This window comes from Acinetobacter sp. ANC 4654, from assembly GCF_002135425.1.
GTDB lineage: Bacteria > Pseudomonadota > Gammaproteobacteria > Pseudomonadales > Moraxellaceae > Acinetobacter > Acinetobacter kyonggiensis.
Genome location: NZ_NEGL01000016.1, coordinates 24,597 through 48,674, shown reverse-complemented (window position 1 = coordinate 48,674; position 24,078 = coordinate 24,597). Strand labels below are relative to the sequence as shown.

General features: G+C 40.8%; 22 protein-coding genes. 14 read left to right on the top strand and 8 right to left on the bottom strand.

Translation table 11 applies throughout. The features are described from left to right. Nucleotides 1-314 precede the first annotated feature (314 nt). The 4 genes from B9T24_RS16385 to B9T24_RS16370 form a co-directional block, all read right to left on the bottom strand. Nucleotides 315-803: a MarR family winged helix-turn-helix transcriptional regulator gene (locus B9T24_RS16385; RefSeq protein ID WP_086166774.1), complete on the bottom strand. Its 489-nt coding sequence runs from the start codon at nucleotides 801-803 to the stop codon at nucleotides 315-317. 140 nt (nucleotides 804-943) lie between these two features. After that, complete coding sequence (locus tag B9T24_RS16380) at nucleotides 944-2,434, bottom strand: sulfite reductase subunit alpha (protein WP_086166773.1); 1,491 nt, start codon at nucleotides 2,432-2,434, stop codon at nucleotides 944-946. A gap of 13 nt (nucleotides 2,435-2,447) precedes the next feature. Then, a complete protein-coding gene (locus B9T24_RS16375; protein WP_086166772.1) occupies nucleotides 2,448-3,038 on the bottom strand; it encodes a PepSY-associated TM helix domain-containing protein in 591 nt (196 codons plus the stop codon). Nucleotides 3,039-3,048: 10 nt separating this feature from the next. Further along, on the bottom strand, nucleotides 3,049-4,608 hold the full coding sequence (locus tag B9T24_RS16370; protein WP_086166771.1) for a DUF2271 domain-containing protein: 1,560 nt from the start codon (nucleotides 4,606-4,608) through the stop codon (nucleotides 3,049-3,051). A gap of 105 nt (nucleotides 4,609-4,713) precedes the next feature. Between B9T24_RS16370 and B9T24_RS16365 the strand changes: the two genes are divergently transcribed. Further along, nucleotides 4,714-5,601: a DUF4198 domain-containing protein gene (locus tag B9T24_RS16365; protein ID WP_086166770.1), complete on the top strand. Its 888-nt coding sequence runs from the start codon at nucleotides 4,714-4,716 to the stop codon at nucleotides 5,599-5,601. Between the two features lie 429 nt (nucleotides 5,602-6,030). Here the strand turns inward: B9T24_RS16365 and B9T24_RS16360 are convergent, their stop codons facing one another. From B9T24_RS16360 to B9T24_RS16350, 3 genes are all read right to left on the bottom strand, one after another. Further along, nucleotides 6,031-7,341 carry a DcaP family trimeric outer membrane transporter gene (locus tag B9T24_RS16360; RefSeq protein ID WP_086166769.1) on the bottom strand — a complete coding sequence of 437 codons (1,311 nt, stop codon included), beginning with the start codon at nucleotides 7,339-7,341 and terminating at the stop codon, nucleotides 6,031-6,033. A gap of 118 nt (nucleotides 7,342-7,459) precedes the next feature. After that, on the bottom strand, nucleotides 7,460-8,833 hold the full coding sequence (locus tag B9T24_RS16355; RefSeq protein WP_086166776.1) for an MFS transporter: 1,374 nt from the start codon (nucleotides 8,831-8,833) through the stop codon (nucleotides 7,460-7,462). A 288-nt stretch (nucleotides 8,834-9,121) separates the two neighbouring features. Further along, nucleotides 9,122-10,036, bottom strand: coding sequence for a LysR family transcriptional regulator (locus tag B9T24_RS16350; protein WP_086166768.1), 915 nt, complete (start codon nucleotides 10,034-10,036; stop codon nucleotides 9,122-9,124). 115 nt (nucleotides 10,037-10,151) lie between these two features. On the opposite strand from B9T24_RS16350, the gene B9T24_RS16345 reads away from it, so the two are divergent. From B9T24_RS16345 to pcaD, 12 genes are all read left to right on the top strand, one after another. Beyond that, on the top strand, nucleotides 10,152-11,261 hold the full coding sequence (locus B9T24_RS16345; protein ID WP_086166767.1) for a muconate/chloromuconate family cycloisomerase: 1,110 nt from the start codon (nucleotides 10,152-10,154) through the stop codon (nucleotides 11,259-11,261). 15 nt (nucleotides 11,262-11,276) lie between these two features. After that, entirely contained in the window at nucleotides 11,277-11,567 is a 291-nt protein-coding gene (catC, locus tag B9T24_RS16340) for a muconolactone Delta-isomerase (RefSeq protein ID WP_086166766.1), read from the top strand. Nucleotides 11,568-11,728: 161 nt separating this feature from the next. Next, a complete protein-coding gene (gene catA / locus B9T24_RS16335; protein WP_086166765.1) occupies nucleotides 11,729-12,649 on the top strand; it encodes a catechol 1,2-dioxygenase in 921 nt (306 codons plus the stop codon). A gap of 81 nt (nucleotides 12,650-12,730) precedes the next feature. Then, a complete protein-coding gene (benA, locus tag B9T24_RS16330; protein WP_086166764.1) occupies nucleotides 12,731-14,116 on the top strand; it encodes a benzoate 1,2-dioxygenase large subunit in 1,386 nt (461 codons plus the stop codon). After that, a complete protein-coding gene (gene benB, locus B9T24_RS16325) occupies nucleotides 14,113-14,604 on the top strand; it encodes a benzoate 1,2-dioxygenase small subunit (protein ID WP_086166763.1) in 492 nt (163 codons plus the stop codon). Before benA ends, benB begins: the two co-directional genes overlap by 4 nt. Before the next feature lie 81 nt (nucleotides 14,605-14,685). Next, nucleotides 14,686-15,702, top strand: coding sequence for a benzoate 1,2-dioxygenase electron transfer component BenC (gene benC, locus B9T24_RS16320; protein ID WP_086166762.1), 1,017 nt, complete (start codon nucleotides 14,686-14,688; stop codon nucleotides 15,700-15,702). A gap of 17 nt (nucleotides 15,703-15,719) precedes the next feature. Then, entirely contained in the window at nucleotides 15,720-16,505 is a 786-nt protein-coding gene (gene benD, locus B9T24_RS16315) for a benzoate diol dehydrogenase BenD (protein WP_086166761.1), read from the top strand. A gap of 60 nt (nucleotides 16,506-16,565) precedes the next feature. Continuing rightward, nucleotides 16,566-17,786, top strand: coding sequence for a benzoate/H(+) symporter BenE (benE, locus tag B9T24_RS16310; protein WP_086166760.1), 1,221 nt, complete (start codon nucleotides 16,566-16,568; stop codon nucleotides 17,784-17,786). Nucleotides 17,787-17,813: 27 nt separating this feature from the next. Further along, nucleotides 17,814-18,500 carry a 3-oxoacid CoA-transferase subunit A gene (locus B9T24_RS16305; RefSeq protein ID WP_086166759.1) on the top strand — a complete coding sequence of 229 codons (687 nt, stop codon included), beginning with the start codon at nucleotides 17,814-17,816 and terminating at the stop codon, nucleotides 18,498-18,500. 17 nt (nucleotides 18,501-18,517) lie between these two features. After that, nucleotides 18,518-19,171 (top strand): 3-oxoacid CoA-transferase subunit B, encoded by a 654-nt coding sequence (locus tag B9T24_RS16300; protein ID WP_086166758.1) that lies wholly within the window; start codon nucleotides 18,518-18,520, stop codon nucleotides 19,169-19,171. A gap of 216 nt (nucleotides 19,172-19,387) precedes the next feature. After that, nucleotides 19,388-20,590 carry a 3-oxoadipyl-CoA thiolase gene (pcaF, locus tag B9T24_RS16295; RefSeq protein ID WP_086166757.1) on the top strand — a complete coding sequence of 401 codons (1,203 nt, stop codon included), beginning with the start codon at nucleotides 19,388-19,390 and terminating at the stop codon, nucleotides 20,588-20,590. Nucleotides 20,591-20,695: 105 nt separating this feature from the next. Then, complete coding sequence (gene pcaD, locus B9T24_RS16290; protein WP_086166756.1) at nucleotides 20,696-21,472, top strand: 3-oxoadipate enol-lactonase; 777 nt, start codon at nucleotides 20,696-20,698, stop codon at nucleotides 21,470-21,472. Between the two features lie 304 nt (nucleotides 21,473-21,776). Here the strand turns inward: pcaD and B9T24_RS16285 are convergent, their stop codons facing one another. Beyond that, nucleotides 21,777-22,946 carry a thiolase family protein gene (locus B9T24_RS16285; protein ID WP_086166755.1) on the bottom strand — a complete coding sequence of 390 codons (1,170 nt, stop codon included), beginning with the start codon at nucleotides 22,944-22,946 and terminating at the stop codon, nucleotides 21,777-21,779. 480 nt (nucleotides 22,947-23,426) lie between these two features. Here B9T24_RS16285 and B9T24_RS16280 point away from each other — a divergent pair, with 480 nt between their 5' ends. Beyond that, nucleotides 23,427-24,035, top strand: coding sequence for a TetR/AcrR family transcriptional regulator (locus B9T24_RS16280; protein ID WP_086166754.1), 609 nt, complete (start codon nucleotides 23,427-23,429; stop codon nucleotides 24,033-24,035). Nucleotides 24,036-24,078: the final 43 nt, after the last annotated feature.

Here is a 24,078-nt window from a genome sequence, read left to right as displayed (position 1 = left end):
TATTTACAGATTTCAACTGATAAATAATAACGATTTAAACAGATCACATTTAAGACATCTTTTAATGAATTTGCTTAGATGAATTAAAAAAAGAAAAGTAACATGGAAATAATAAATGAAATTTCACGTGACTACATTTTAATAGATTGAATATGCAGTTATAGTTATTATCGTTTAGTAGAATAATGATTTGCTCGATGAGCAGTTTTCTCTGTGAATTGTGATAACTCTGCCAAATAAAAAGCTAAATCTAAAAGATTTAGCTGGTATGAAAAAAGAATCAATATATTTGGGGAGCTATAGTCGATCAGGTTTTATTTTACCTCTAAATCCGTCAGATTCACTTTCGCAATACTGGCATTTAATTTGTTCATTAAATGAGCAAGCGCCACCATATCATCAAATAAAAAACCTTCGAAAGTTTGTTGATAAAAATCAGCAACTTTAAGTTGTAATTGTACCCATGCGTGTTGACCATTTTCAGTGAGGGCTACATTTTTAACCCGACGATCCTGTGTATCGCTAATACGTTGAACTTCCCCATCGCGTTCAAGACGCTTTAATACGCCATCCAAACTTTGTCGGCTAACCCCTAAATAATTGGTTAAGTCAGAAAAAGACATGCCCGTCTTAACTGATGGCCGTGATAAAGCCCCCAAAACGGCCCAATGTATAGATGAAATACCTAATTCTTTCTGACATTGGCGATCTAAGGTATTGCTGGCCTGAAATAAACGAAAAAAAAGTCGATTATGAATTGGAGCTACTGAATTCTGATAGACATTTTGGTCTACTTGACTCATTTTTTAAAACCTATCGTCATTATTTAAATTAATATTGCTTAATTAGCATAGATAAATGAATACGCAAAGTGCTTAATTGATATTTAACAAATCAAGTATCTTAATTTTCACTGTGCTGAATGCTACTTAATTTAAGTTTGTTAATAAATATCACGTTGATAACGCTTGTTTTTCTTTAACTGTTCTAGTTGTTCTGCACCTAAAATATTGATCAAAGTTTTCTCCACCTCTTGTGCCATTCCTTTTAAGCTACCACAGACATAAATTGCGGCACCCGCTTCTATCCAATTTACAAGCTGTTCCGATTTCTGTTGTAAAATATGCTGCACATACTCTTTTTCGGCTTGATCACGGGAAAAAGCATAGTCCACTTCAGGTAAAAAACCTTGTTCTTGCGACAGCTCAATCTGCTGTTTATAAAGATGATCAAATTGCTGTTGACGCTCACCAAAAATAAGCCAGTTCTGTGGGTTGCCGTGCTGTTGTCGTTGCGCCAAATGAGCAACTAAACCAGCAATACCTGTTCCATTACCAATCAAAATTAAAGGCTTATGATTCTGTTTTAAATTAAATGCTGGATTGGAGCGAATTTTTGCAGTAATCATTTGCCCAAGTACAGCATGTTCGGTTAACCAGCCTGAACCTAAACCGAGACCAGTTGCTGTTTTTTCCTGTCGTACCACCAATTCCAATATTTTTTGTTCAGGAATACTAGCAATAGAATATTCACGTATCGCTAAATCAGCAAAGCCCAAAATCCAATCTTGAAAAGATTCATTAAGACCTTGCTCGGGTAATTGTCTTAAATCTTTAAACTGCAATATCGCAACTAAATTTTCACTCACTGTTTGTTGCTGTGCTGCTAAAAAGTACTGTATCTCTTTAAGTGAATTTCCACATTGAATTTCAAGAATATCCCCAGATGACCAGTTTAGAGCATTGTCATAGGATAGTTGAATTTGGTAAATTGGATTACCTTGACTGCCACGATTGAGACAAGTTCGATTTTTTAAAATCAATGCAGTCCAATCATGCTGCTGTGCTATTCGAGATAATTTTTGAGCGCTTAACTGTTCTAATTGTTTGAGCCAGCAATCTAAATCGGCCTGTTTTAAATGATCGACACACACCATTTCAAATAAAGCTTGAGCATGGTGCTGCTGTAAATATTGATCTAAAACTTGTCCAAAACGACAAAAATGTGTGTAGCGTTTATCCCCTAAACCCAAAATTGCATAAGACTGATGTGACAAATCTAAATTTGCATGGCGAAAGATGTGCTTGATTGCGGACTGTGCAGTGTCAGGCGCATCGCCCTCACCATAGGTGCTCACACACCACAGCACTTTCTGAGCTTGGCACAATTGTTCTACTGTCAAATATTGCATATCGACAAGGCTGACCTTTTGTCCCACAGCGTGTAACTGTTGTGCCGTCTGATGAGCAATATTCTCTGCCTGACCAGACTGACTGGCGAAAACTATCAAATAATCATTTTGCTTGAAAGTCGCTAGCTGTTTTTGCTTACGATTGTTTAAACGATTACTTAGAATCAGGTAAGCAATAATCACGACATAAAGCACCAGTAAGCTCGCTAATGCAATTAAAATCACAGCAACAGAATATGTCATTAAATGATATTACCTATACCGCAGACCAAATCAGCAAAATAATCAACGCTAAGCTTGCAGCAGTAAGCACAAGATGAGTAACCAAGCGGGTTTTAATGCTTAAAAATAGAATGTAGCCGACTAAAGACAATGCGATCACAACAATAGCACTGATATCAATGAGCCAGCTCCAAGCCGAACCTGAATTTTTACCACGATGTAAATCATTCAGCATAGAGACTGTTGAAGCTGGTTTTTGAGTAATTTCCGTTTCACCTGTATCTGCCATAACCCAAATATCTGTCGCGCCAGCAGGACTTTCTAAGCGAATCATCACTTCATTGTCCATCACTTCACTACTTTGGTAACGTCCCACCATATTTTGCTGTTGGCGCACGTAATTTAAAATAGCATCGCTTGGGTTTTCTTGCTGCTTGATCGACTTTAAAATGGACTCAGGTAAAATCAATTTCGTTGTTTCTTCTGTTTTCGCAGGTTCAAACCACTCAGGATGATTTAACAATAATCCTGTCACAGAAAAAAACAGTAAAGTCAGAAATGCGAAAGCAGAAAGCCAGCCATGCACATAACGTGAATGGCGGTAAAAATCACGACGTTGATACACGTATTCAGCCTTAGTTCACTTTCTGAAAATTGAGTTTGACTGCACCAATTTCTTTTTGTGCAGGCAATGTTTGGTTTGAACCTTTGGCTTTTACATCCAAAGCAAAGGTTTGATAAGAATGTTCGCCATGCTCACGTGATGTTTCAATATGAATCAGATATTTTCCTGCTGCTACCGCTTTACCTGTTTCATCTTTACCATCCCAAGCCAACTTATACTGACCGGGCTGACGTGATGGTTTAGCCGTTGCATCCAAGTTTGGCATTTGACGACCATAACGGCGCCACCATACATAGTTGGAGTTGATCCATTTTTCGTCTTTACCCCAAACTGCCAATGTACGGACAATTTGCTTATTGGCATCAGTCACCCATACCGAAACATAAGGCGCACGGTATTTTTCCACATCCATTTTAGGAATGGTCAGGTCAATCACGGCTTGATAGCCTGCTGGCCATTTAGCTGCGGATTGACTCGCTGCAACAGTTCGCATTTCTGCATTTTGCGGCATTTGAACCAAGCTGTTCCAGCCCGAACTTTGATGCACTTTCCCATCGGTTAAAGTTACTTTCGCTTCATAACCAATAAGTGCCTCAATCAACGCTAAGCCTTCTGATGGTGTCATTGCAGCTAATGCTGTGGCTAAAGCATCGGCATCTGCGGCACACGTTCCGACCACGACACATTGTTCAACGTGTTGTAAAGGCATACCAGTTTTTGCGTCAAGCAAATGGCTTTGTCCTGCCAATGTACGATAGCCCTGTCCACTAAATGCAATGGCTTGATCATTTAAGTTCAAGACTTGTAGTGGCACGCTGCTGTCATTGTGTACAAAGGCATCTTGTACCCCAATTTTCCATCCCTCTTTTTGCGGTGCATTACCCCAAACACGGATGTCACCCCCAATATCAACCAACAAACCTTCAATGCTTGGTACCGCTTGACGTGCTGCAACCAATGCACGGTCAATAATGTAACCTTTCGCATAGGCATCAGGTGCAAATTTCACTGCTGAATCAATTGCGATGCTACGCTGTTCTGCATCTAATTTGACACTGTCAGATTGCAACTGATTTAACACTTGTATACGAGTTGCTTCATCCAGTTTGACCACACCTTGTGATTGTTCCCACAAGGTAATGAGTTGCCCCAATCGTGCATCAAAAGCACCACAAGTTTTATCACGCCAAGTTTCACAAGCTGCAATCACTTCAAAAAGTTCTGCTGAAACATTCGCCTGTTTATTGTTATTTAAAGCCGTAATTTCACTGTCATCACGCCAAGTCGACAACACCTGATCTAACTGGCTAATTTCTTTTTGAATAGCATCTACAGCACGTTTGGCATCTTGCTTAGAAGCCCCTTGAACCACCACATCTAAAGACGTACCCAATATATGGTCACGATGGAAATGATGTGTTTGTGTTGCAATCTGTTCTGATTGTTCTACTTTTTCACTTTGCTCAGCAGCATTTGTGTGAAAAGGAGAAATCAGTGCCAACGCCATAACCAATGGCGAAAGACGAAATGCCTTACGAATAGGATAAAAATTTCTAACAGCAGATGACATGCTGATTCTCCGGAATATTTTTAATGAATTTTATTGATAATGATAGTAGTTATCAAGTAGATTACGTGCATTCTATTAAATAAAGTTGATCTGGAGTCTCAAACAATGAAGCATTGGTTCAAAATTGCTTTACTTACGTCATTACCTGTACTTAGTCATGCACATACCATGAGTCCATTTCTACTTCCTGAAGTGTTTGACACCAAAGCAGCGCAAAGCATAACTTTCCAAAGTGGCATCACGATAGAAAAATTCTTTGTTGCAGGAAATAATTTTAAAACTACTTATGTCATTACTGAACCTGATGGTCAACAAAAACCGATCAATGCTGCTGCTGCGTTAAAACGCTTTAATATTGCAGAATTTGATTTACCTAAAGAAGGGACTTACCGTATCCGCACACAAGATGCAGTGGGTAATAATGGTAAATATGCATTGGTTGATGGTCGTTGGTTGCGTGTCCGCCCAGTTCGCGCTCCAATGCAAGCACCTGCGGATAAACCTGCTGAAACAGCCGCAACACCAAAAGCATCAGTCAATGCTCAACCACCACGCATGATTGCAGCGGATCAAGTTCCTGCAAATGCACAAACGCTTGAAGTGACCAATCATTTTATTGCTGAAAGTTATGTCACTAAAGGCAAACCTACTGCTATTCCAGTACCAAGTAAAAAAGGCTTTGAGTTCACATTATTGACTCATCCAAACGAATTATATGCAGGTGAGTCACTTAAAGCTCAGGTGTTGATGAATGGGAAACCTGTTCCAAACCTTGAAGTAGATGTATTTAAAGGCGCAGGCAGTTATGAGCCAAATGCAAAACGCGAACAGCCGCATGTGAAAACCAATGCTAAAGGCGAAGTGGAAATTAAATTCGATCAAGCAGGTATTTATTTAATTACCACGGCTTACCCAGAAGCAAATCCTGATGCAACAAAAAAACCAGCCACTGAAAACTTTACTTATGGTTTAACTGTAGAAGTTACAGAATAATAGGCTTCTTTCATAAGTTATTTTTTAATCAATACAAGTCGTTCGTAAAACCAAAATTAAAAATAAATTTTGGCAGGTGTTAGATTGATGGGTGTGGCATGGATGCCACACGTTTCCCATCCTTGCGCTGCATTTTAAAGCAGTACTTAAAACTGGCTCAGGATGTCGTGTATGGGAAACAAAAGGTTTTTCTTGCGTAGCAGTGCTCCTCATTTTGACCTTTCAAAAGTAAAGCTAATGCCTACGCAAAGGCATAAAAATTGAAGCAATCAAATGAGGCAGTACTGATTTTAAAGAATCGAATATTGAACATTTTTTGATTTATGCAAGTTGTCTAATTTTTATGTATCGATAAAATCTAAAAGATAATTCATATAAAAAAGCCTCTATTTTCAAATAGAGGCTTTTTTATTTAGCAATTACAAAATATTAAAAGTTATAAATGGCAACTGCATTTACACGATTATCTTCACCTGTCTTGCTACCATTTGGCGCAGCAGCAAATGCTTCACGTTCACCATAGACATATTCAAGACCAAAACTTAAAGGCTTGCTTGGGCTATAAAAAACATTTGCCCAAGCTTGCCATAAGTCTTTATTGGCTTTGGTCTTATCCGCTAATGCATTGATATAGTTTGGATCTTCATCAAAAGTCATATAACCATAACCGACAGTACCACGCAGTTTTTCATTAAACTGCTGAGTAAGACCGACAGTAATCGAATCAAACTCACTTTGTACAAGGCTACCGTCCGCCTGTGTCACTACGCCACTGTTGGTAAATGAAACAAAACTGCTATCGCCTTTGACATGGTAGTAGTCTGCTTTTAAAGTTGTTCCCGGAACCACTTCATATTTAGCCCCTAAACCGACACCCCATGCCATTTCTTCATCTGTATTGGTTCTTTTTTCATGCCCCATGGCACGCGCACTAACATTAAAGTTGTTGGCAAATTGATGATTTAAACGTGCAGTTAAAGCAGGTAGACGTTGCGTAATTGAAGCATCTTTCGGGTCTTCAAGTGCCATAACCAAATTGGTTTGTGGGGTAAATTTAGTAGTATGACGCACCTGTGCAGTACGTTTCACAGCCCCACCAACATATGCCAATGCATCTATGGTTTCAGGCATATAATCAGGCACTGCAAAATTTGACCAAGTTTGACCAATGAGCCAGTCGGCATACGTTAAGTAAGCATGACGGATACGTAAATTATCAAGGCTTGCTCCCCCCAGAAAATCCACCTCAATTTTACCCTTTACTTCTTGATCAGCCACTTGGCTTTTAAAATCAACACCTAAACGGGTAGCAGCCAATGTCGATTTTAAGCGATCACTGTTTTCAGCATTTCCTTTCAGTGGCACCGAATTAATTTGATTGTACGGCATATTGACATTACCGCCACCTTCAGATTGATAAGAGGCATCTAAACGAACATTTCCGTAAAAATTAAGCTCGGCACCTTTGGCAGTTTTTAGTACAGGTGCTATAGCCACAGGCGCTGGGCGTTGAACCTCTGCAATAGCAGTTGCAGTCTGCGCTGTCTGTACTTTTTGTTGTTCAATAAGCTCACGTAAAGCTTGGACTTCTTGTCTTAGCTGTTCAACTTCTTGACTCTGCTTGCTTGGTAGTTGGGTTTGCGCTTGAGTTGATAAACTCATACCGCCCATACTTAAAGCAATCATGCTCATCATAAGGTTACGTTTTACTGTTGGTTGGGTTAATTGCGTGGTGTTCATCCTAAACTCACTTATGATTATTCGACAATACTTATGATTGTTCAACAAGATTCTAGCAATAGATCACCAGTGCTACGATGGCGATCTATATCACCTAGACTATTGTCTATATTGAAAATTACTGCGTCACTTTACGTTCTAGTGATGGCGTTTGAATGCTTTGCTGCACGTGGGTTTGACCATCTACAGAAGCTTTTAAATTTACCAAGAAGATAGCAATCGCTGCCAATACACCGGGAATGGCGATGACCAAAAAGTTCATTTGATGTGGAAGTTCAAAGGTTAATAAGGCACCGGTCAGAACGGGTCCAACAATTGCACCGATACGACCAATACCTGAAGCCCAGCCCATCCCTGTAGAGCGAACGGCTGTTGGGTAAAACTGTGCAACAAAGGTATAAAGTAAGATTTGCGAGCCAATCGTTGCGGCACCAGCAATGGCAATAAGGGTATAAAGCACAGCTTGCGGGCTATTAAAACCCAGTAAAATAAGCGCAATCGCACCGACAGTAAACATAGTCGTGAGCACTGGTTTTAAATGGAATTTATCTGCTAGAACTCCGCCACCAATCGCACCAACCATACCGCCAATATTAAGTGCGAATAGGAACATTAAGCTTGCACCTAACGAATACCCTGCTTGAATCATCAGTTTTGGTAACCAGCTTCCCAATGCATACACCATAAGCAAGCACATAAAGAATGCAGCCCAGAACATTAAGGTACTAAACGTACGACCTTGCTGAAATAAAGCACGTAGCGGGGCATCATCACCAGCTGTTGCTTCATTTAAAACAAATGTGGTTTCCGCAGTCAGCTTTTGTTCTGGTGCAATTTTTTGCACAATCGCACGCGTCTGTTCTGTTTCACCCTTTTTGGTCAAAAACATCAGTGACTCAGGCAGGTATTTCCAAATTAACGGTAAAGTAAACAAAGGAATACTGGCAATATAGAACATGATTTTCCAGCCATAAGTAGGTACTAACCAAGCACCTAATAATGCTGAAGTCATACCACCAATAGCATAACCACTAAACATAATGGCAACCAAAGTACTGCGAATACGCTTAGGTGCATATTCAGTCATGAGTGCCACAACGTTTGGCATGACCCCGCCAATTCCTAGCCCTGCTAAGAAACGTAATATTCCAAATTCTGTAGGTGTGGTTGCAAATGCGCCGAGGAAAGTAAAACCACTAAAAATAGTAATACAAATCATGATGGTCTTTTTACGACCGAGTTTGTCTGAAAGCGTACCAAAACTCATGGCACCAAACATCATTCCAAATAACGCGGTACTGGCAAGCAATCCAGCTTGTACTGTCGTTAATGCCCACTCTTGCATGAGGATCGGTAGAACTACGCCATAAATGACTAAATCATAACCGTCGAAAATAATAATCATTAAACACCAAATAAGTACGCCCCAATGAAAAGGGGTAAATTTGGCTTCATCCACTAAAGTATTGATGTTCAGTTTATTGGTATTCACTTTGCGCTCCTGCATATGAATCTTTAGATTGAGCAAAGAATGAGGCAAAGCATTTTTTTTGTCCAAAACCGATTACATATATATTCATACCTTAAAAGTTCGTGTTTAATTTTCTAATTAGAAAAACAATACTTTAAAAATATCAAAAAAATAAAATCGAGCTTTATTTGGTATAAAAAAAGACCTGCCCATCAAATCATGCGACTTGATGGACAGGTCTTTTTTAAAAATTATGGTTTAGACGTGCTGACTACTAGACTAAAACTGAGGGCGCATTGCCGTCTGTTTTTAAATAACAGCACGATCATATTTAATCGCTTCTAGATCATAAACCTGATAAATACAGTCGAATAATGAACGAATATCTTCACTCTCATCCATACTGCGTATTGCCAAAAAGATTGGACTGACAGCAGCATCATCAAGTAATGGAATATAGTGCAAATGTGATAGCTGAATGGTTTTAGCACTTTCAGGCACAATACAAATCCCCTCACCAGCGGCAACCAAGCCGAGTGCGAGCTGGATTTCACGGACTTCTTTTAAATTTTTTGGATCTAAACTATATTCAGAAAAAAGTGATCTGACTTGCGTAGAAAAATTAGGTTTAGGGTGGCTTGGGTATAAAAATAATTTTTCATCAACGATATCTGTCAGATATACCCCTGCCTTTTGCAAAGCCAGTGGATGACTCGCATGTACCGCCACCATTAAAGGCTCTTCTCGCAAAAGTATACGTCTGATGGCGGGATCCGAAATTCGTAGTCGACCAAAACCGACATCTATACGACCTTCTTTAAGTGATTGTATTTGTTCTTTAGTGCTCATTTCAATCAGCTCAATTTTTAAATGTTGCTGCTGCTGACGAAATAAATAGACGATTTTGGGCAATAGTCCATAAAGCAAAGAACCAACAAAACCCATCGTTACAGTTTTTTCGACCATGCCTACACGCTTAGTCATCGCTTTAATTTCTTCAGCATTAGACAAAAGTTTAACAGCGTGCTGATAAAAAAACTGACCCGCTTCAGTCGTTAATAATGGACGACTTCCCCGTTCAAAAAGCTGTATTCCCAGCTCTGCTTCAAGGTTTTGTATCTGTCGGCTTAAAGGAGGTTGAGCAATAAACAGTTTTTCGGCTGCTTTAGTAAAACTCTGCTCTTCTACAACCGCTACAAAATAACGTAGATGTCTCAGTTCCATAATATTCCATACCTTATAAGCATAATAAAATGCAAATTTGATCTTCGACAGTAAATGTTTATTCTTTTAAGGTATACCACAAGAGATACACAAAGCAAGATTGAGAAGGCTAAAGATGTATAAATCTATAGAAACATTGCTTGTCGAAATTCCAACCATCCGCCCGCATAAAATGGCGGTTGCGACCATGCAAACCCAAACATTAGTACTGGTAAAAGTAACGACATCCGATGGTTTTACAGGTTGGGGCGAAGCGACCACGATTGGTGGGTTGGGATACGGTGATGAAAGCCCAGAAAGTGTAAAAACAAATATCGAGACATATTTTGCACCTTTATTGAAATCACTTTCAGGTTTAAATTTTGCACAAACAATTCAAACCATTAAACGTAACATTAATGGTAATCGCTTTGCTAAATGTGCGATTCAAACTGCCCTACTTGATATTCAAGCACAGCGTTTAGATCTACCGTTAAGCGAAATTTTGGGTGGTCGTTTACGCAATAGTGTTCCCGTTCTATGGGTGCTTGCATCGGGTGATACGGAAAAAGACATTGCCGAAGCCAAAAAAATGATTGAGTTGAAACGTCATAACGTATTTAAACTTAAAATTGGATCACGCCCAGTTGAAGATGATGTCGCTCATGTTTTAGCCATTAAACAAGCCTTAGGTTCAGAGATTTCTATTCGTGTCGATGTCAATCGTGCATGGTCAGAACTTGAAGCCATTAAGGGTATTCAAGCGTTACAAGATGGTGGCGTTGATCTGATTGAACAACCCTGTGCAATTGAAAACCTAGATGCAATGCAGCGTTTAACGCGTCGTTTTGATATTGCCATTATGGCAGATGAATCCTTAAATGGCCCACACAGCGCTTACCAAATCGCACGAAATAATGGTGCATCTGTATTTGCGGTGAAGGTCGCTCAATCTGGCGGTCTAATTGAAGGCTGCGAAGTTGGAAAAATTGCCAAACTTGCAGGCATCGATCTTTATGGCGGCACCATGCTTGAAGGTCCAGTCGGCACAATTGCTTCAGCGCATGTTTTTTCAACCTTTGATCACTTAGCGTATGGCACAGAATTATTTGGCCCATTACTGTTGACTGAAGAAATTTTAAAAACACCACTTCAATATCAAAACTATGAGTTGGTACTGCCAACGGTATCTGGTTTGGGTATCGAACTTGATTTAAACAAAATTGACAATTTACGTCGTCAGTAATTGAAGGAAATCAACATGCTTTTCCAAGTACGTATGAATGTAAACATTCCACTGGATATGCCAAGTGATCAAGCCAATGAAATCAAGGCGATTGAAAAAGCCTATTCACAAGATTTGCAACGCCAAGGTAAGTGGCGTCATATCTGGCGTATTACAGGTCAATATTCAAATACCAGTATTTTTGATGTTGAAAGCAATGAAGAACTGCATAGCATTTTACAGGGACTTCCATTGTATCCGTACATGGAAATTGAAGTGATGGCATTGAACCGCCACCCTTCTTCAATCCGTGAAGATGACAGCTGATTTTTACAATGAAAGTGTACTGTATCAAACAGAGTCACTTTTAAATAAAAGCAATACCAATCGGTAACTCAACAAGGATGTGGCAGCTAATGTTTTCTCGTAGTCAAAAGGATGAGAAAGCTAGCCACCCCAAATAGATTACATACTTAAGGAGAATTAGTATGAACCGTCAACAAATTGATGCGCTTGTTAAAGAAATGAATGTCGATACAGCGACAGGCCCTGTCGATGCACGTGTACAACAGATCGTTGTTCGTTTATTGGGTGATTTTTTCCAAGCGATTGAAGATCTGGATATTTCACAAACAGAATTGTGGAAAGGTCTAGAGTACTTTACCGATGCGGGTCAAGCCAATGAGCTTGGTCTTTTGGCTGCTGGCTTGGGTCTTGAGCACTATCTTGACCTTCGTGCAGACGAAGCAGATGCGAAAGCAGGGATTACGGGTGGTACACCACGTACCATTGAAGGTCCATTATATGTTGCGGGTGCACCTGAGTCTGTAGGCTTTGCGCGTATGGATGATGGTTCAGAAACAGATAAAATTTCGACTTTATTTATCGAAGGTACAGTAACAGATACTGAAGGCAACCTTATTGAAGGGGCTAAAGTTGAAGTTTGGCATGCCAACAGCTTAGGTAACTATTCATTCTTCGATAAATCACAATCTGACTTCAACTTACGTCGTACTATTTTAAGTGATGCAGCGGGTCAATATGTTGCGCAAACCACAATGCCCGTTGGCTATGGTTGCCCGCCACAAGGTACGACTCAATTTGTTCTAGACAAACTTGGCCGTCATGGTAATCGTCCTTCTCACGTACATTACTTTGTCTCTGCACCGGGCTACCGTAAGTTAACTACGCAATTCAATATTGAAGGCGATAAATATCTTTGGGATGACTTTGCATTTGCAACCCGTGAAGGCTTAGTCGCTACCGCTGAAGATGTAACGGATGAAGCTGAAATTGCACGTCGCGGTTTAGACAAAGCATTCAAACACATTCAGTTCAATGTTGAACTGGTAAAAGATGCTGAAACTGCACCTTCTACTGAAGTTGAACGTCGCCGCGCAAGCGCTTAATGATCTTATGATAAGGAACCGAGATGTCAATTTAATGACATTTCGGGGACTTGCCTAAATTTGGAAAGTTGGAGAACGGACATGCCTCGTATCCCTGTAATTAATACCAGCCATCTCGACCGCATTGATGAGTTACTTGTTGAAAACTATGAAACTGGTGAATTTAAACTTCATCGTTCAGTATTCACAGATCAGGCCCTATTCGATTTAGAGATGAAATACATCTTTGAAGGCAACTGGGTGTACTTGGCACATGAAAGCCAAATTCCAAATAATAATGATTATTACACGACCCATATGGGTCGCCAGCCGATCATCATCGCACGTAACCGTGCAGGTGAACTTAATGCAATGATCAATGCATGCTCACACCGTGGGGCACAACTTTGTCGTCATAAAAAAGGCAATAAAGCAACCTACACCTGCCCATTCCACGGTTGGACATTTAACAACTCGGGTAAATTATTAAAAGTAAAAGATCCTTCTGATGCTGGCTATTCAGATTGCTTTAATCAAGACGGTTCACATGACTTAAAAAAAGTTGCCCGTTTTGAAAACTATAAAGGATTTTTATTTGGCAGCTTAAACCCTGATGTTCCTCCACTACAAGAATACCTTGGCGAAGCGACAAAAATTATCGATATGATTGTGGGTCAGTCTGATCAAGGTCTTGAAGTTTTACGTGGTGCGTCTACCTATACTTATGAAGGTAACTGGAAATTAACTGCTGAAAATGGTGCCGATGGTTACCATGTTTCTGCCGTACACTGGAACTATGCAGCCACCACTCAACACCGTAAAGAAGCTCAAGCAACCGATAATATTCGTGCCATGAGTGCGGGTTCTTGGGGTAAACAAGGCGGTGGTTCATACGGTTTTGACAATGGTCACATGCTCCTTTGGACGCAATGGGCAAATCCAGAAGACCGACCAAACTTCCCTAAAGCAGAAGAATATACCGAGAAATTCGGCGCTGCGATGTCAAAATGGATGATCGAGCGTTCTCGTAACCTATGTATTTACCCAAATGTATATTTCATGGATCAGTTTGGTTCTCAAATTCGTGTACTTCGCCCACTGTCTCCGAGCAAAACTGAAGTCACCATTTACTGTATTGCACCTATTGGTGAAGACAAAGAAGCACGTACACGTCGTATTCGCCAGTATGAAGACTTTTTCAATGCTTCAGGTATGGCTACTCCAGATGACTTAGAAGAATTCCGTGCTTGCCAAGCAGGTTATGCTGGTATTGCACTTGAATGGAACGATATGAGCCGTGGTGCAAAACATTGGATTCAAGGTCCAGATGATGCAGCCAATGAAATTGGTTTAAAACCAAAACTTTCAGGGATTAAAACTGAAGATGAAGGTTTATACCTTGCTCAACATGAACATTGGTTACATCTAATGAAAGAAGCGATTACCTCTGAAAAAGAACTTGCTGCAACTGAAGGAGAAAACGCATGAGCGCGATGACTTTAGAAAATATTGCTCAATTCCTCTACAAAGAAGCACGCTTTCTGGATGATGAGCAATGGGATGACTGGTTACAGTGTTATGCACCATCTGCAGAATTTTGGATGCCAGCATGGGATGATGATGACAAATTAACAGAAGATCCTGAGTCTGAAATTTCTTTGATTTATTACCCAGACCGTCAAGGTTTGGAAGACCGCGTATTCCGTATTAAGACTGAACGTTCTTCTGCAACCATGCCTGATACCCGTACTAGCCACAATATTTGCAATATTGAGATTGTGGAACAAAACGGTGATTTAGTTACGATTCGTTTTAACTGGAATACGCTCAGTTTCCGTTATAAGACCAATTACAGCTATTTCGGTATGTCACGTTATGTCATCGATTTTTCTGGCGCAGAACCAAAAATCGTCAATAAATATGTGGTACTTAAAAATGATTATATCAATCAAGTGATTGATATCTACCACTTGTAAAGAACAAACAAAAATTCTTCAGTCAAATGGAAAATTGGCTGAAGAAGAACACCAGTTTTAAATATTTATAGGATTCTAGCCATGTCAAACCTTAATGTTGCACTTCAATTTGAAGATGGCGTTACACGTTTTATCAGCGTCGTTCAAGGCGAAACTTTATCTGATGCTGCTTACCGTCAAAAAATCAATATTCCTTTGGACTGTCGAGATGGAGCTTGTGGAACGTGTCGTGCTTTTTGTGAATCAGGTTCGTTTGACATGCCTGAAGAAACTTATATTGAAGATGCATTAACACCTGAAGAAGCCGCTGAAGGCTATGTTCTAGCATGTCAGTGCCGCCCGACTTCTGATGCTGTATTTCAAATTCAAGCCTCTTCTGAAGTATGCAAAACAGAAATTCACCAATTCCACGGTACGCTTGAACGTGTTGAAAAATTATCAGATTCAACCATCACTTTTGATATTCAGCTCGATGAAGGTCAACCTGACGTTCACTTCCTAGCTGGTCAATATGTAAATGTAGGACTGCCAAATACTACAGAAACGCGTTCTTATTCTTTTAGCTCTAAACCGGGTAATCGTTTAACCAGTTTTGTGGTACGTAACGTACCAAATGGCAAAATGAGTGAATTTTTAAGTGCCACTGCCCAAGCAGGCGATAAAATGACGTTCGCTGGTCCATTTGGTAGTTTCTATTTACGCCCAGTGACACGTCCAGTTCTTATGTTGGCAGGTGGTACAGGCATTGCGCCCTTCATGTCGATGCTACAAGTTTTAGAAGAAAAAGGTTCAGAGCACCCTGTCCGCTTAGTTTTTGGTGTAACCAATGACTTTGACTTGGTGGCAATTGAAAAACTAAATGAACTGCAAACAAAATTCCCTTGGTTTGAATACCGTACTGTAGTAGCAAATCCAGAATCTGTACATGAACGTAAAGGTTATGTCACGGGTCATGTTGAAAATGATTGGTTAAATAACGGTGATGTCGATATCTATTTATGTGGTCCAGTGCCTATGGTGGAAGCAGTACGCGGTTGGCTCGATGCTGAAGGTGTTAAACCGGCAAGCTTCTTATTTGAAAAATTCTCTGCCAACTAATTAAGGGAAGAATTCAAATGTCTGATCGTCAAAGATTTAAAGATAAAGTCGTGATTGTGACGGGTGCCGCTCAAGGCATCGGTCGCGGTGTTGCCCTGCAAGTGGCATCGGAAGGTGCACAAGTGGTCATGGCGGATTTATCTGAATATGTGGCTGAAGTGCTTGCTGAAATTCAAGCGGCGGGTGGTGATGCTGTCATCATCAATGCTGACTTAGAAACCTTTGCAGGCGCACAATCAGTGGTTGAAAAAGCCATTGCAACGTATGGTCGTGTCGATGCCCTGATTAACAATGTTGGTGGTGCAATTTGGATGAAACCCTTCCAAGAGTTTTCTGAACAGGAAATTATTAAGGAAGTGAATCGTTCATTGTTCCCGACCATGTGGTGTTGCCGCGCAGTTTTACCTGAAATGATTAAAAATCAGAAAGGTACGATTGTAAATGTATCTTCTATTGCAACACGTGGCATTAACCGTGTGCCGTACTCAGCATCGAAAGGTGGGGTCAATGGTTTAACCGCCTCCCTCGCCTTTGAACATGCCAAAGATGGCATTCGTGTCAATGCCATTGCAACAGGTGGAACTGAAGCACCACCACGTAAAGTACCGCGTAATGCCAGCCCACTTTCTGAAAATGAACAACAATGGATGCAAGAAGTGGTTGATCAGACTATTGATCGAACTTTTATGGGCCGTTACGGCAGTATTCAGGAACAGGTCAACGCCATTGTATTCCTTGCTTCAGATGAATCTTCATATATAACAGGAACGGTGGTTCCTGTAGGTGGTGGTGATCAGGGTTAAACCTGATTTCATCAAAGATCAACAGGTGCATTGAATTCTAAGCATGGAGGCAATAGCCCAATGGCAACCCTGTTCAAAACGTTAAAAGAAGATTGGTCAATTTCAGCCACTGTCGCAGGATTTTTGGCAGTACTGATTTCCTACGCTGGTCCTTTAATTATCTTTTTCCAAGCTGCCCAAAAAGCAGAAGTCTCAAATGCCATGATGGTTTCATGGATTTGGGGAATTTCAATAGGCGCTGCGGCAGCTGGTATTTTTCTGTCGATTAAATACAAAGTGCCTGTAATTACCGCTTGGTCTGCCCCCGGAACAGCTTTACTGGTCACGCTATTTCCGCATATTTCTTTAAATGAAGCCGTAGCAGCTTATATCACTTCTGCTGTGGTCATTTTTCTAATCGGGATTACCGGCTGTTTTGACAAACTATTGAAATGGATTCCCCAAGATGTCGCAGCTGGCATGATGGCAGGCATTCTTCTTCAGTTTGGTTTAGGGCTGTTTACGGCTACAGATACCATGCCAATAATTGTCTTTGGCATGTTAATGGTATTTTTGGTTGCCAAACGCTTAGTGCCGCGCTATGCCATGGTTTGGGTACTTATTTCAGGAATAGTATTGAGTCTATTTTTAGGCAAAATGAATCCTGTCGATGTCAATTTCACCCTTGCGATTCCACAATTTATTGCACCCGAATGGACTTGGAATTCAACCCTGAATCTTACCATTCCTCTTATTTTAGTCAGCCTTTCTGGACAGTTTTTACCGGGTATGGCGATCATGAAATTAAGTGGTTATGACACCCCTGCTAAACCCATTATCACGGCAACCAGTATTGCATCGCTTGCGGTCGCTTGTGTCGGTGGCATTACCATTGTTCTTGCATCCATTACTGCCGCGTTATGTATGGGTAAAGATGCACACGAACTCAAAGAAAAGCGTTATATCGCCGGTATTGCCAACGGTATTTTTTATATTTTAGGCGGTTTATTTGCAGGCAGCATTGTCATGTTGTTTAGCTTACTGCCTAAAGAACTCGTTGCAGCATTAGCAGGGCTTGCTCTGCTCGGTGCAATTGCAACCAATATTTCAGTTGCGATGAAAAATGAATCTCATCGTGATGCAGCCCTAATTACATTCCTTGCTACCGCATCGGGTATGCATTTTTTAGGGCTGAGTTCAGTCTTTTGGGGCATTTGTATCGGTGTTGTTGCACATTTATTTTTGACTAAACGCGAACCGAATACCACTGCTCTGCCTTCAACTCAAAGTTCAAAAAGTTAATGGGCAAACACTTGTCTAGGAAACATTATGATTGATAAAAGCGCTGCTTCGTTAACCGAAGCCTTATCCCAAATTAAAGATGGCTCCACCATCATGATTGGTGGTTTTGGTACAGCAGGTCAGCCTGCTGAACTGATTGATGGCTTAATTGAGCTGGGTACTCAAGACTTAGTCATCGTGAACAACAACGCAGGCAATGGCGATTATGGCTTGGCCAAACTGTTAAAAACCGGTGCTGTGCGTAAAATCATTTGTTCTTTCCCACGCCAATCCGATTCTTGGGTTTTCGATGAACTCTACCGTGCTGGCAAAATTGAATTAGAACTGGTGCCTCAAGGAAATCTGGCTTGTCGGATTCAAGCGGCAGGTATGGGACTCGGTCCAATTTATACGCCTACAGGCTTTGGTACATTGCTGGCTGAAGGTAAAGCAACGCTCAATTATGAAGGCAAAGACTTCGTTCTGGAAAACCCCATTAAAGCCGACTTTGCCCTGATTAAAGCCCATCAAGGCGACCGTTGGGGTAACTTGGTCTACAACAAATCGGCACGTAACTTTGGTCCCATCATGGCCATGGCAGCGGATGTCACCATCGCGCAAGTTGCTGAAGTGGTTCAACTCGGTGCTTTAGATCCAGAACATATCATCACCCCAGGGATTTTTGTTCAACACGTGGTTGCTGTGGGCACTAAACAACTTGAACAATCTGCTTAAGGCCTGAGGATTACAAAATGAGTTATACCAAATTAAGCCGTGACCAAATTGCTGAACGTGTTGCACAAGACATTCCAGATGGTGCCTATGTCAATCTCGGCATTGGCTTACCGACCAAGATTTCCAATTATTTGCCTGCAGACAAAGATGTCTTTTTACATTCTGAAAATGGGCTGTTGGCCTTTGGTCCACCACCTGCCAAAGGTGAAGAAGACCCTGAACTAATCAATGCCGGTAAAGAATTTGTGACTTTGCTGCAAGGCGGCGCTTATTTCCATCATGGAGATTCCTTCGCGATGATGCGTGGTGGTCACCTCGATATCGCTGTGCTGGGTGCATTCCAAGTGGCTGAAAATGGTGACTTGGCCAACTGGCATACCGGTGCGCCGGATGCGATTCCTGCGGTGGGTGGTGCCATGGACTTAGCCGTCGGTGCGAAAAAAGTTTTTATCACCACCGATCATGTCACTAAAAAAGGTGAACCGAAGATTGTCGCTGAACTGGCTTATCCTGCCACTGGCCTAAAATGTGTCGATCGTATTTATACCGACCTCTGTGTGATTGATGTCACCCCTGAAGGGATGAAAGTGATTGAGAAAGTGGACGGTTTAAGCTTTGCAGAATTGCAGGCGATGACGGGTGCAACGCTGATTGATGCGACTAATTCGTAAGATGAGCACTGCCGCAAATTACAACAATGTTTAGAAGCTTTTTGTATAGGCGATTATCTTACTTTTCAAAGATGAAAAGTAACAAAAATCTTTGTTAAACAGAGGAGGCATCCTTGCCTCCCTGTTCAACGAGGCGACATCCATGTCGCCACCGCGAAATACTTATAGTGAATTGCTCGAATTTAGCCAGACATGGATTAAAGGACAAGATTTAAAATGAAAAATGCCTATATCGTAGATGCGATTCGTACCCCATTTGGTCGCTATGCGGGCGGTCTCGCTGCTATTCGTGCCGATGACTTGGGTGCAATTCCAATTCAAGCGCTGATGCAACGTAATCCATCGGTGAACTGGGAATTAGTCGATGACATTATTTACGGCTGTGCCAATCAAGCGGGTGAAGACAACCGTAATGTCGGTCGTATGTCGGCACTGCTTGCTGGTGTGCCGTATCAAGTGCCTGCCACCACCGTGAATCGTTTATGCGGTTCATCACTGGATGCGATTGCGATGGCCGCGCGTGCCATTAAAGCTGGTGAAGCAGATTTAATTATTGCTGGTGGTGTAGAAAGCATGAGCCGTGCGCCTTTGGTGATGGGTAAAGCTGAAACGGCTTTTGGTCGTGCGCAGAAACTTGAAGACACCACCATGGGCTGGCGTTTTATCAATCCAAAATTGAAAGCGCTGTATGGTGTCGAAACCATGCCGCAAACCGCTGAAAATGTGGCAGCACAGTTCAATGTTAATCGTGCCGATCAAGATCAGTTTGCGCTCAGCAGTCAACAACGCACCGCAACAGCTCAAGCGCGTGGTTTCTTCGAACAAGAAATTATTCCTGTATCTATTCCGCAGCGTAAAGGCGAGCCTGTGGTTATTGCTCAGGATGAACATCCACGTGTCACCACACTTGAAGTCTTAACCAAGCTGAAACCTGTGGTGAAAGCTGACGGTACAGTGACGGCGGGCAATGCTTCGGGCATTAATGATGGTGCAGCCGCGTTATTGATTGCATCGGATGAGGCGATTACACAGTACGGTTTAAAAGCCCGTGCCAAAATTATTGGCGCAACCACAGTCGGTGTTGAACCGCGTATCATGGGCTTTGCACCTGCACCTGCAATCAAAAAACTCTTGGCGCAAACCGGTTTAACCCTTGAGCAAATGGATGTGATTGAACTGAATGAAGCTTTTGCCGCTCAAGCTTTAGCGGTGACGCGTGATTTAGGCATTGCCGATGGTTCGACACAAGTCAATCCCAATGGGGGTGCAATTGCTCTGGGTCATCCACTCGGTGCATCGGGTGCGCGGTTGGTCACTACAGCACTGAACCAACTTGAAGCCACAGGTGGAACATACGCCTTATGTTCAATGTGTATTGGCGTCGGTCAAGGCATCGCGCTCATTATTCAACGGGTTTAAGAATTTATTGCTCTAATTAAATTTTCTCTTTTCACAAGAAAATTTAATTAGAGGCTGCTCAGCTATTTCTCCTCCCTTTTTTAAAGGGAGGTTGGGAGGGATTTTATGCCAACATTTATTTCAAGTGATGCAACCATCAATTACGCCACTTTTGGTGATGCGAAGAAACCTGCAATCATCTTTTCAAATTCGCTCGGTACTAATTATCGGATGTGGCAACCACAAATTGATGCACTACAAAATGATTTTTTTGTGATTTGTTACGACACACGTGGTCATGGTGCATCTACTGCACCTCAAGGCCCTTATAGCATTGAACAATTGGGTCAAGATGTAGTGAATTTACTTGATCATTTAAATATTGAAAAAGCAACATTTTGTGGTATTTCAATGGGTGGCCTAACAGGTCAATGGCTTGCCATCCATCATCCACAACGTTTTAACCATGTGATTGTCTGTAACACTGCTGCAAAAATTGGTCAAGAAAATGCTTGGCAAGAACGTGCAGCATTGGTTCGTGAGCAAGGTCTAGCACCAATTGCATCAACAGCAGCATCACGTTGGTTTACCGATCCCTTTATCCAAAGCCAAGCAACAATTGTGGAAACGCTGAGTAACGACCTCGCAGCTAGCAGCGCAGAAGGTTATGCAAATTGTTGTGAAGCTTTGGCTAAAGCGGACCTCCGTGAACAACTCAAAGACATCACTGTTCCAGTCTTGATTGTTGCGGGTATTCAAGACCCTGTAACGACGCTTACAGATGGCCAATTTATGTTGGATCACATTCCTCATGCCCAAATGTTTGAAATCAATGCCTCGCATATTTCAAATATTGAATGTCCAAATGAGTTTAATCAAGCAGTTCAGCGCTTTATTGCTTAATACAAAAATATAAAAGGGTGTTGATATTTCATGCATTGTTTGTGTTGACCTTAGCGAAAATACAATACATAGCTTAAATAGCAATGACTCGAGTTAAGCCTCACTTATTTGTGGGGCTTTTACTTTTCACTAGGTAAAAATCACAGTGCGTAATATATAAAGAGATAAAAACATGAATCAAACCATTTTTCATTTAAAAAAATATCAAAATAAATATAATTTTGCCACCATTTCAATATGCTGAAACGATGGCATTTATTGCTTCTCTCATATGTTGCTTATTTATATTATGAATAGAAAATTTTTAAAGCAGTTCAACTGCAATTGCGGTTGCTTCACCACCACCGATACATAAAGCGGCAATACCTTTTTGACCACCAGTACGCTTTAATGCATGAATCAATGTCACAATAATACGCGAACCTGACGAACCCAATGGATGTCCTAGTGAGCAAGCGCCACCATTCACATTGACTTTGCTTTGATCTAAATTAAAGGCATCAATGGCTGCCATCGTCACCATTGCAAAAGCTTCATTAATTTCCCAAAGATCAACTTCTGTCGCAGTCCAACCCGTCTGTTTCAAGACTTTCTCAATCGCACCCACTGGGGCAATCGTAAATTCAGAAGGATGTTGGGAGTTGCTTGCATAGGCGACAACTTTCGCAATCGTTTCAAGACCGCGTTCAGCTGCAATATCACCTGAAGTTATAACGAGTGCAGATGCACCATCACTGATTGAACTGGCATTCGCAGCGGTAATCGTACCGTCTTTTTTGAAAGCTGGGCGTAAAGTTGGAATTTTATCTGCTTTGGCATTAATAGGCTGTTCATCTTGCTCAACAATGACATCACCTTTACGACCAGATACCGTTACAGGAACAATTTCGGCTTTGAAATAACCATTATGAATTGCAGTCACTGCTTTATTTAAAGAGCTGATCGCAAAACTATCTTGTTGTTCGCGGGTATACCCTTTTTGATCTGCCATATCTTGTGCAAGTACGCCCATAGAAAGACCTGTTTCAGCATCTTCTAAGCCTTCTTGGAACATATGATCTATAATTTTACCATGTCCCATACGGTAACCTGCACGTGCTTTTTCAAGTAAATAAGGTGCATTGCTCATAGATTCCATACCCCCTGCAACGACAATTTGTGCAGAACCGGCTTTAATCGCATCAGCAGCTTGCATGACCGCTTTCATACCTGAACCACAAATTTTATTGATGGTGGTTGCACCAGTAGAATCTGGTAAACCTGCCTGACGCATGGCTTGACGTGCTGGACCTTGTTTTAAACCCGCAGGCAGAACACAACCAAAAATCACTTCATCAATATCCGATGGCTGTAGGCCTGAACGTGCAACCACTTCTTTAATGGTAACAGCACCTAAGTCGGGTGCTGTACATGAAGAGAGTGATCCTTGGAAACCACCCATTGCAGTGCGAACAGCATTGACAATAACAATCATTTTTTCATCCTAATTTATAAATTTTGTTGTTTAACATGAACCCTCAATTTAAAAGACATAACCCTATGTGTTCAAAATTGAGAATATATCCATTCGAATAATGCTTGAATAAAATATCTTTTCTATAAATGACATTGAATTGAATGATTCATCATCAAACATCACCGTTAAATAACTGACTGGAAGACTGCCCGATCAGAATATTCATCTCTTTGTATTTACTCAGTGGATCTATTTTTTAGTGTAAAAAGACAATAAAATAATTATTCCTTAATTGGAATTTTATTGATGATTATTGACCTCTAAAGTTCTCATTGATTGACTTTTAATTATGGCTATGCAGTGGATAGAACTTGTCAAAATGAAATATTGATTTAAAATATTAATTGCCAGTCATACTCGACAATGGTGGAATACTTATTGCTATTTTATATAGTATATAGTCACCTCGCTTTTTAATGTCTTTTTGGGACAATTGCAATGAATACAGTACGCCAACAAAATTTTCTATTACGTAAAGAGAAAATTTTAGCCATGGCAGAAACGCTGTTGCTAGATAACAATCAAGATATTACGCTTGGAGAACTCGCCTCTGAACTTGATATTGCCAAGGGTACAATTTATAAGCATTTTAAAAGTAAAAATCAGCTTTATTTAGAACTGATTATTTTAAATGAAAGAAAATTATTAGAAATTTCAAAAAAATATAAAAACAATATTAAAACCTATGTTTCTCAATACATGCTTTACAACATGTTAAATTCTAACCGCACCATTTTATTACATGTCATTGAAGACCGCTTGACCAATAACGAAAAAAAATTAAAAGAATTATTTGAAGAATTATATCAAGTACGAGAAGAACGAATTATTGAAATTAAAGACATGACGGATGAATATCTAAAATCTTTAGATAGCGCGATGTCTATTCGCGATTATTTATCTTATGTCTGGACAGTGACTTATGGTGCGTCTTTATTACTCAATTCAACCCATTATCAAAAATCAATTGGTTCACGAGAACGCTTAATCAAACTCTATATTAATCAAGCACTCATGACACCAGATAAAATACCTTCCGTGGGTTAAGCCTTGTCTTGATTGCTCAGTGATTGGCATAAATGCCAATCAC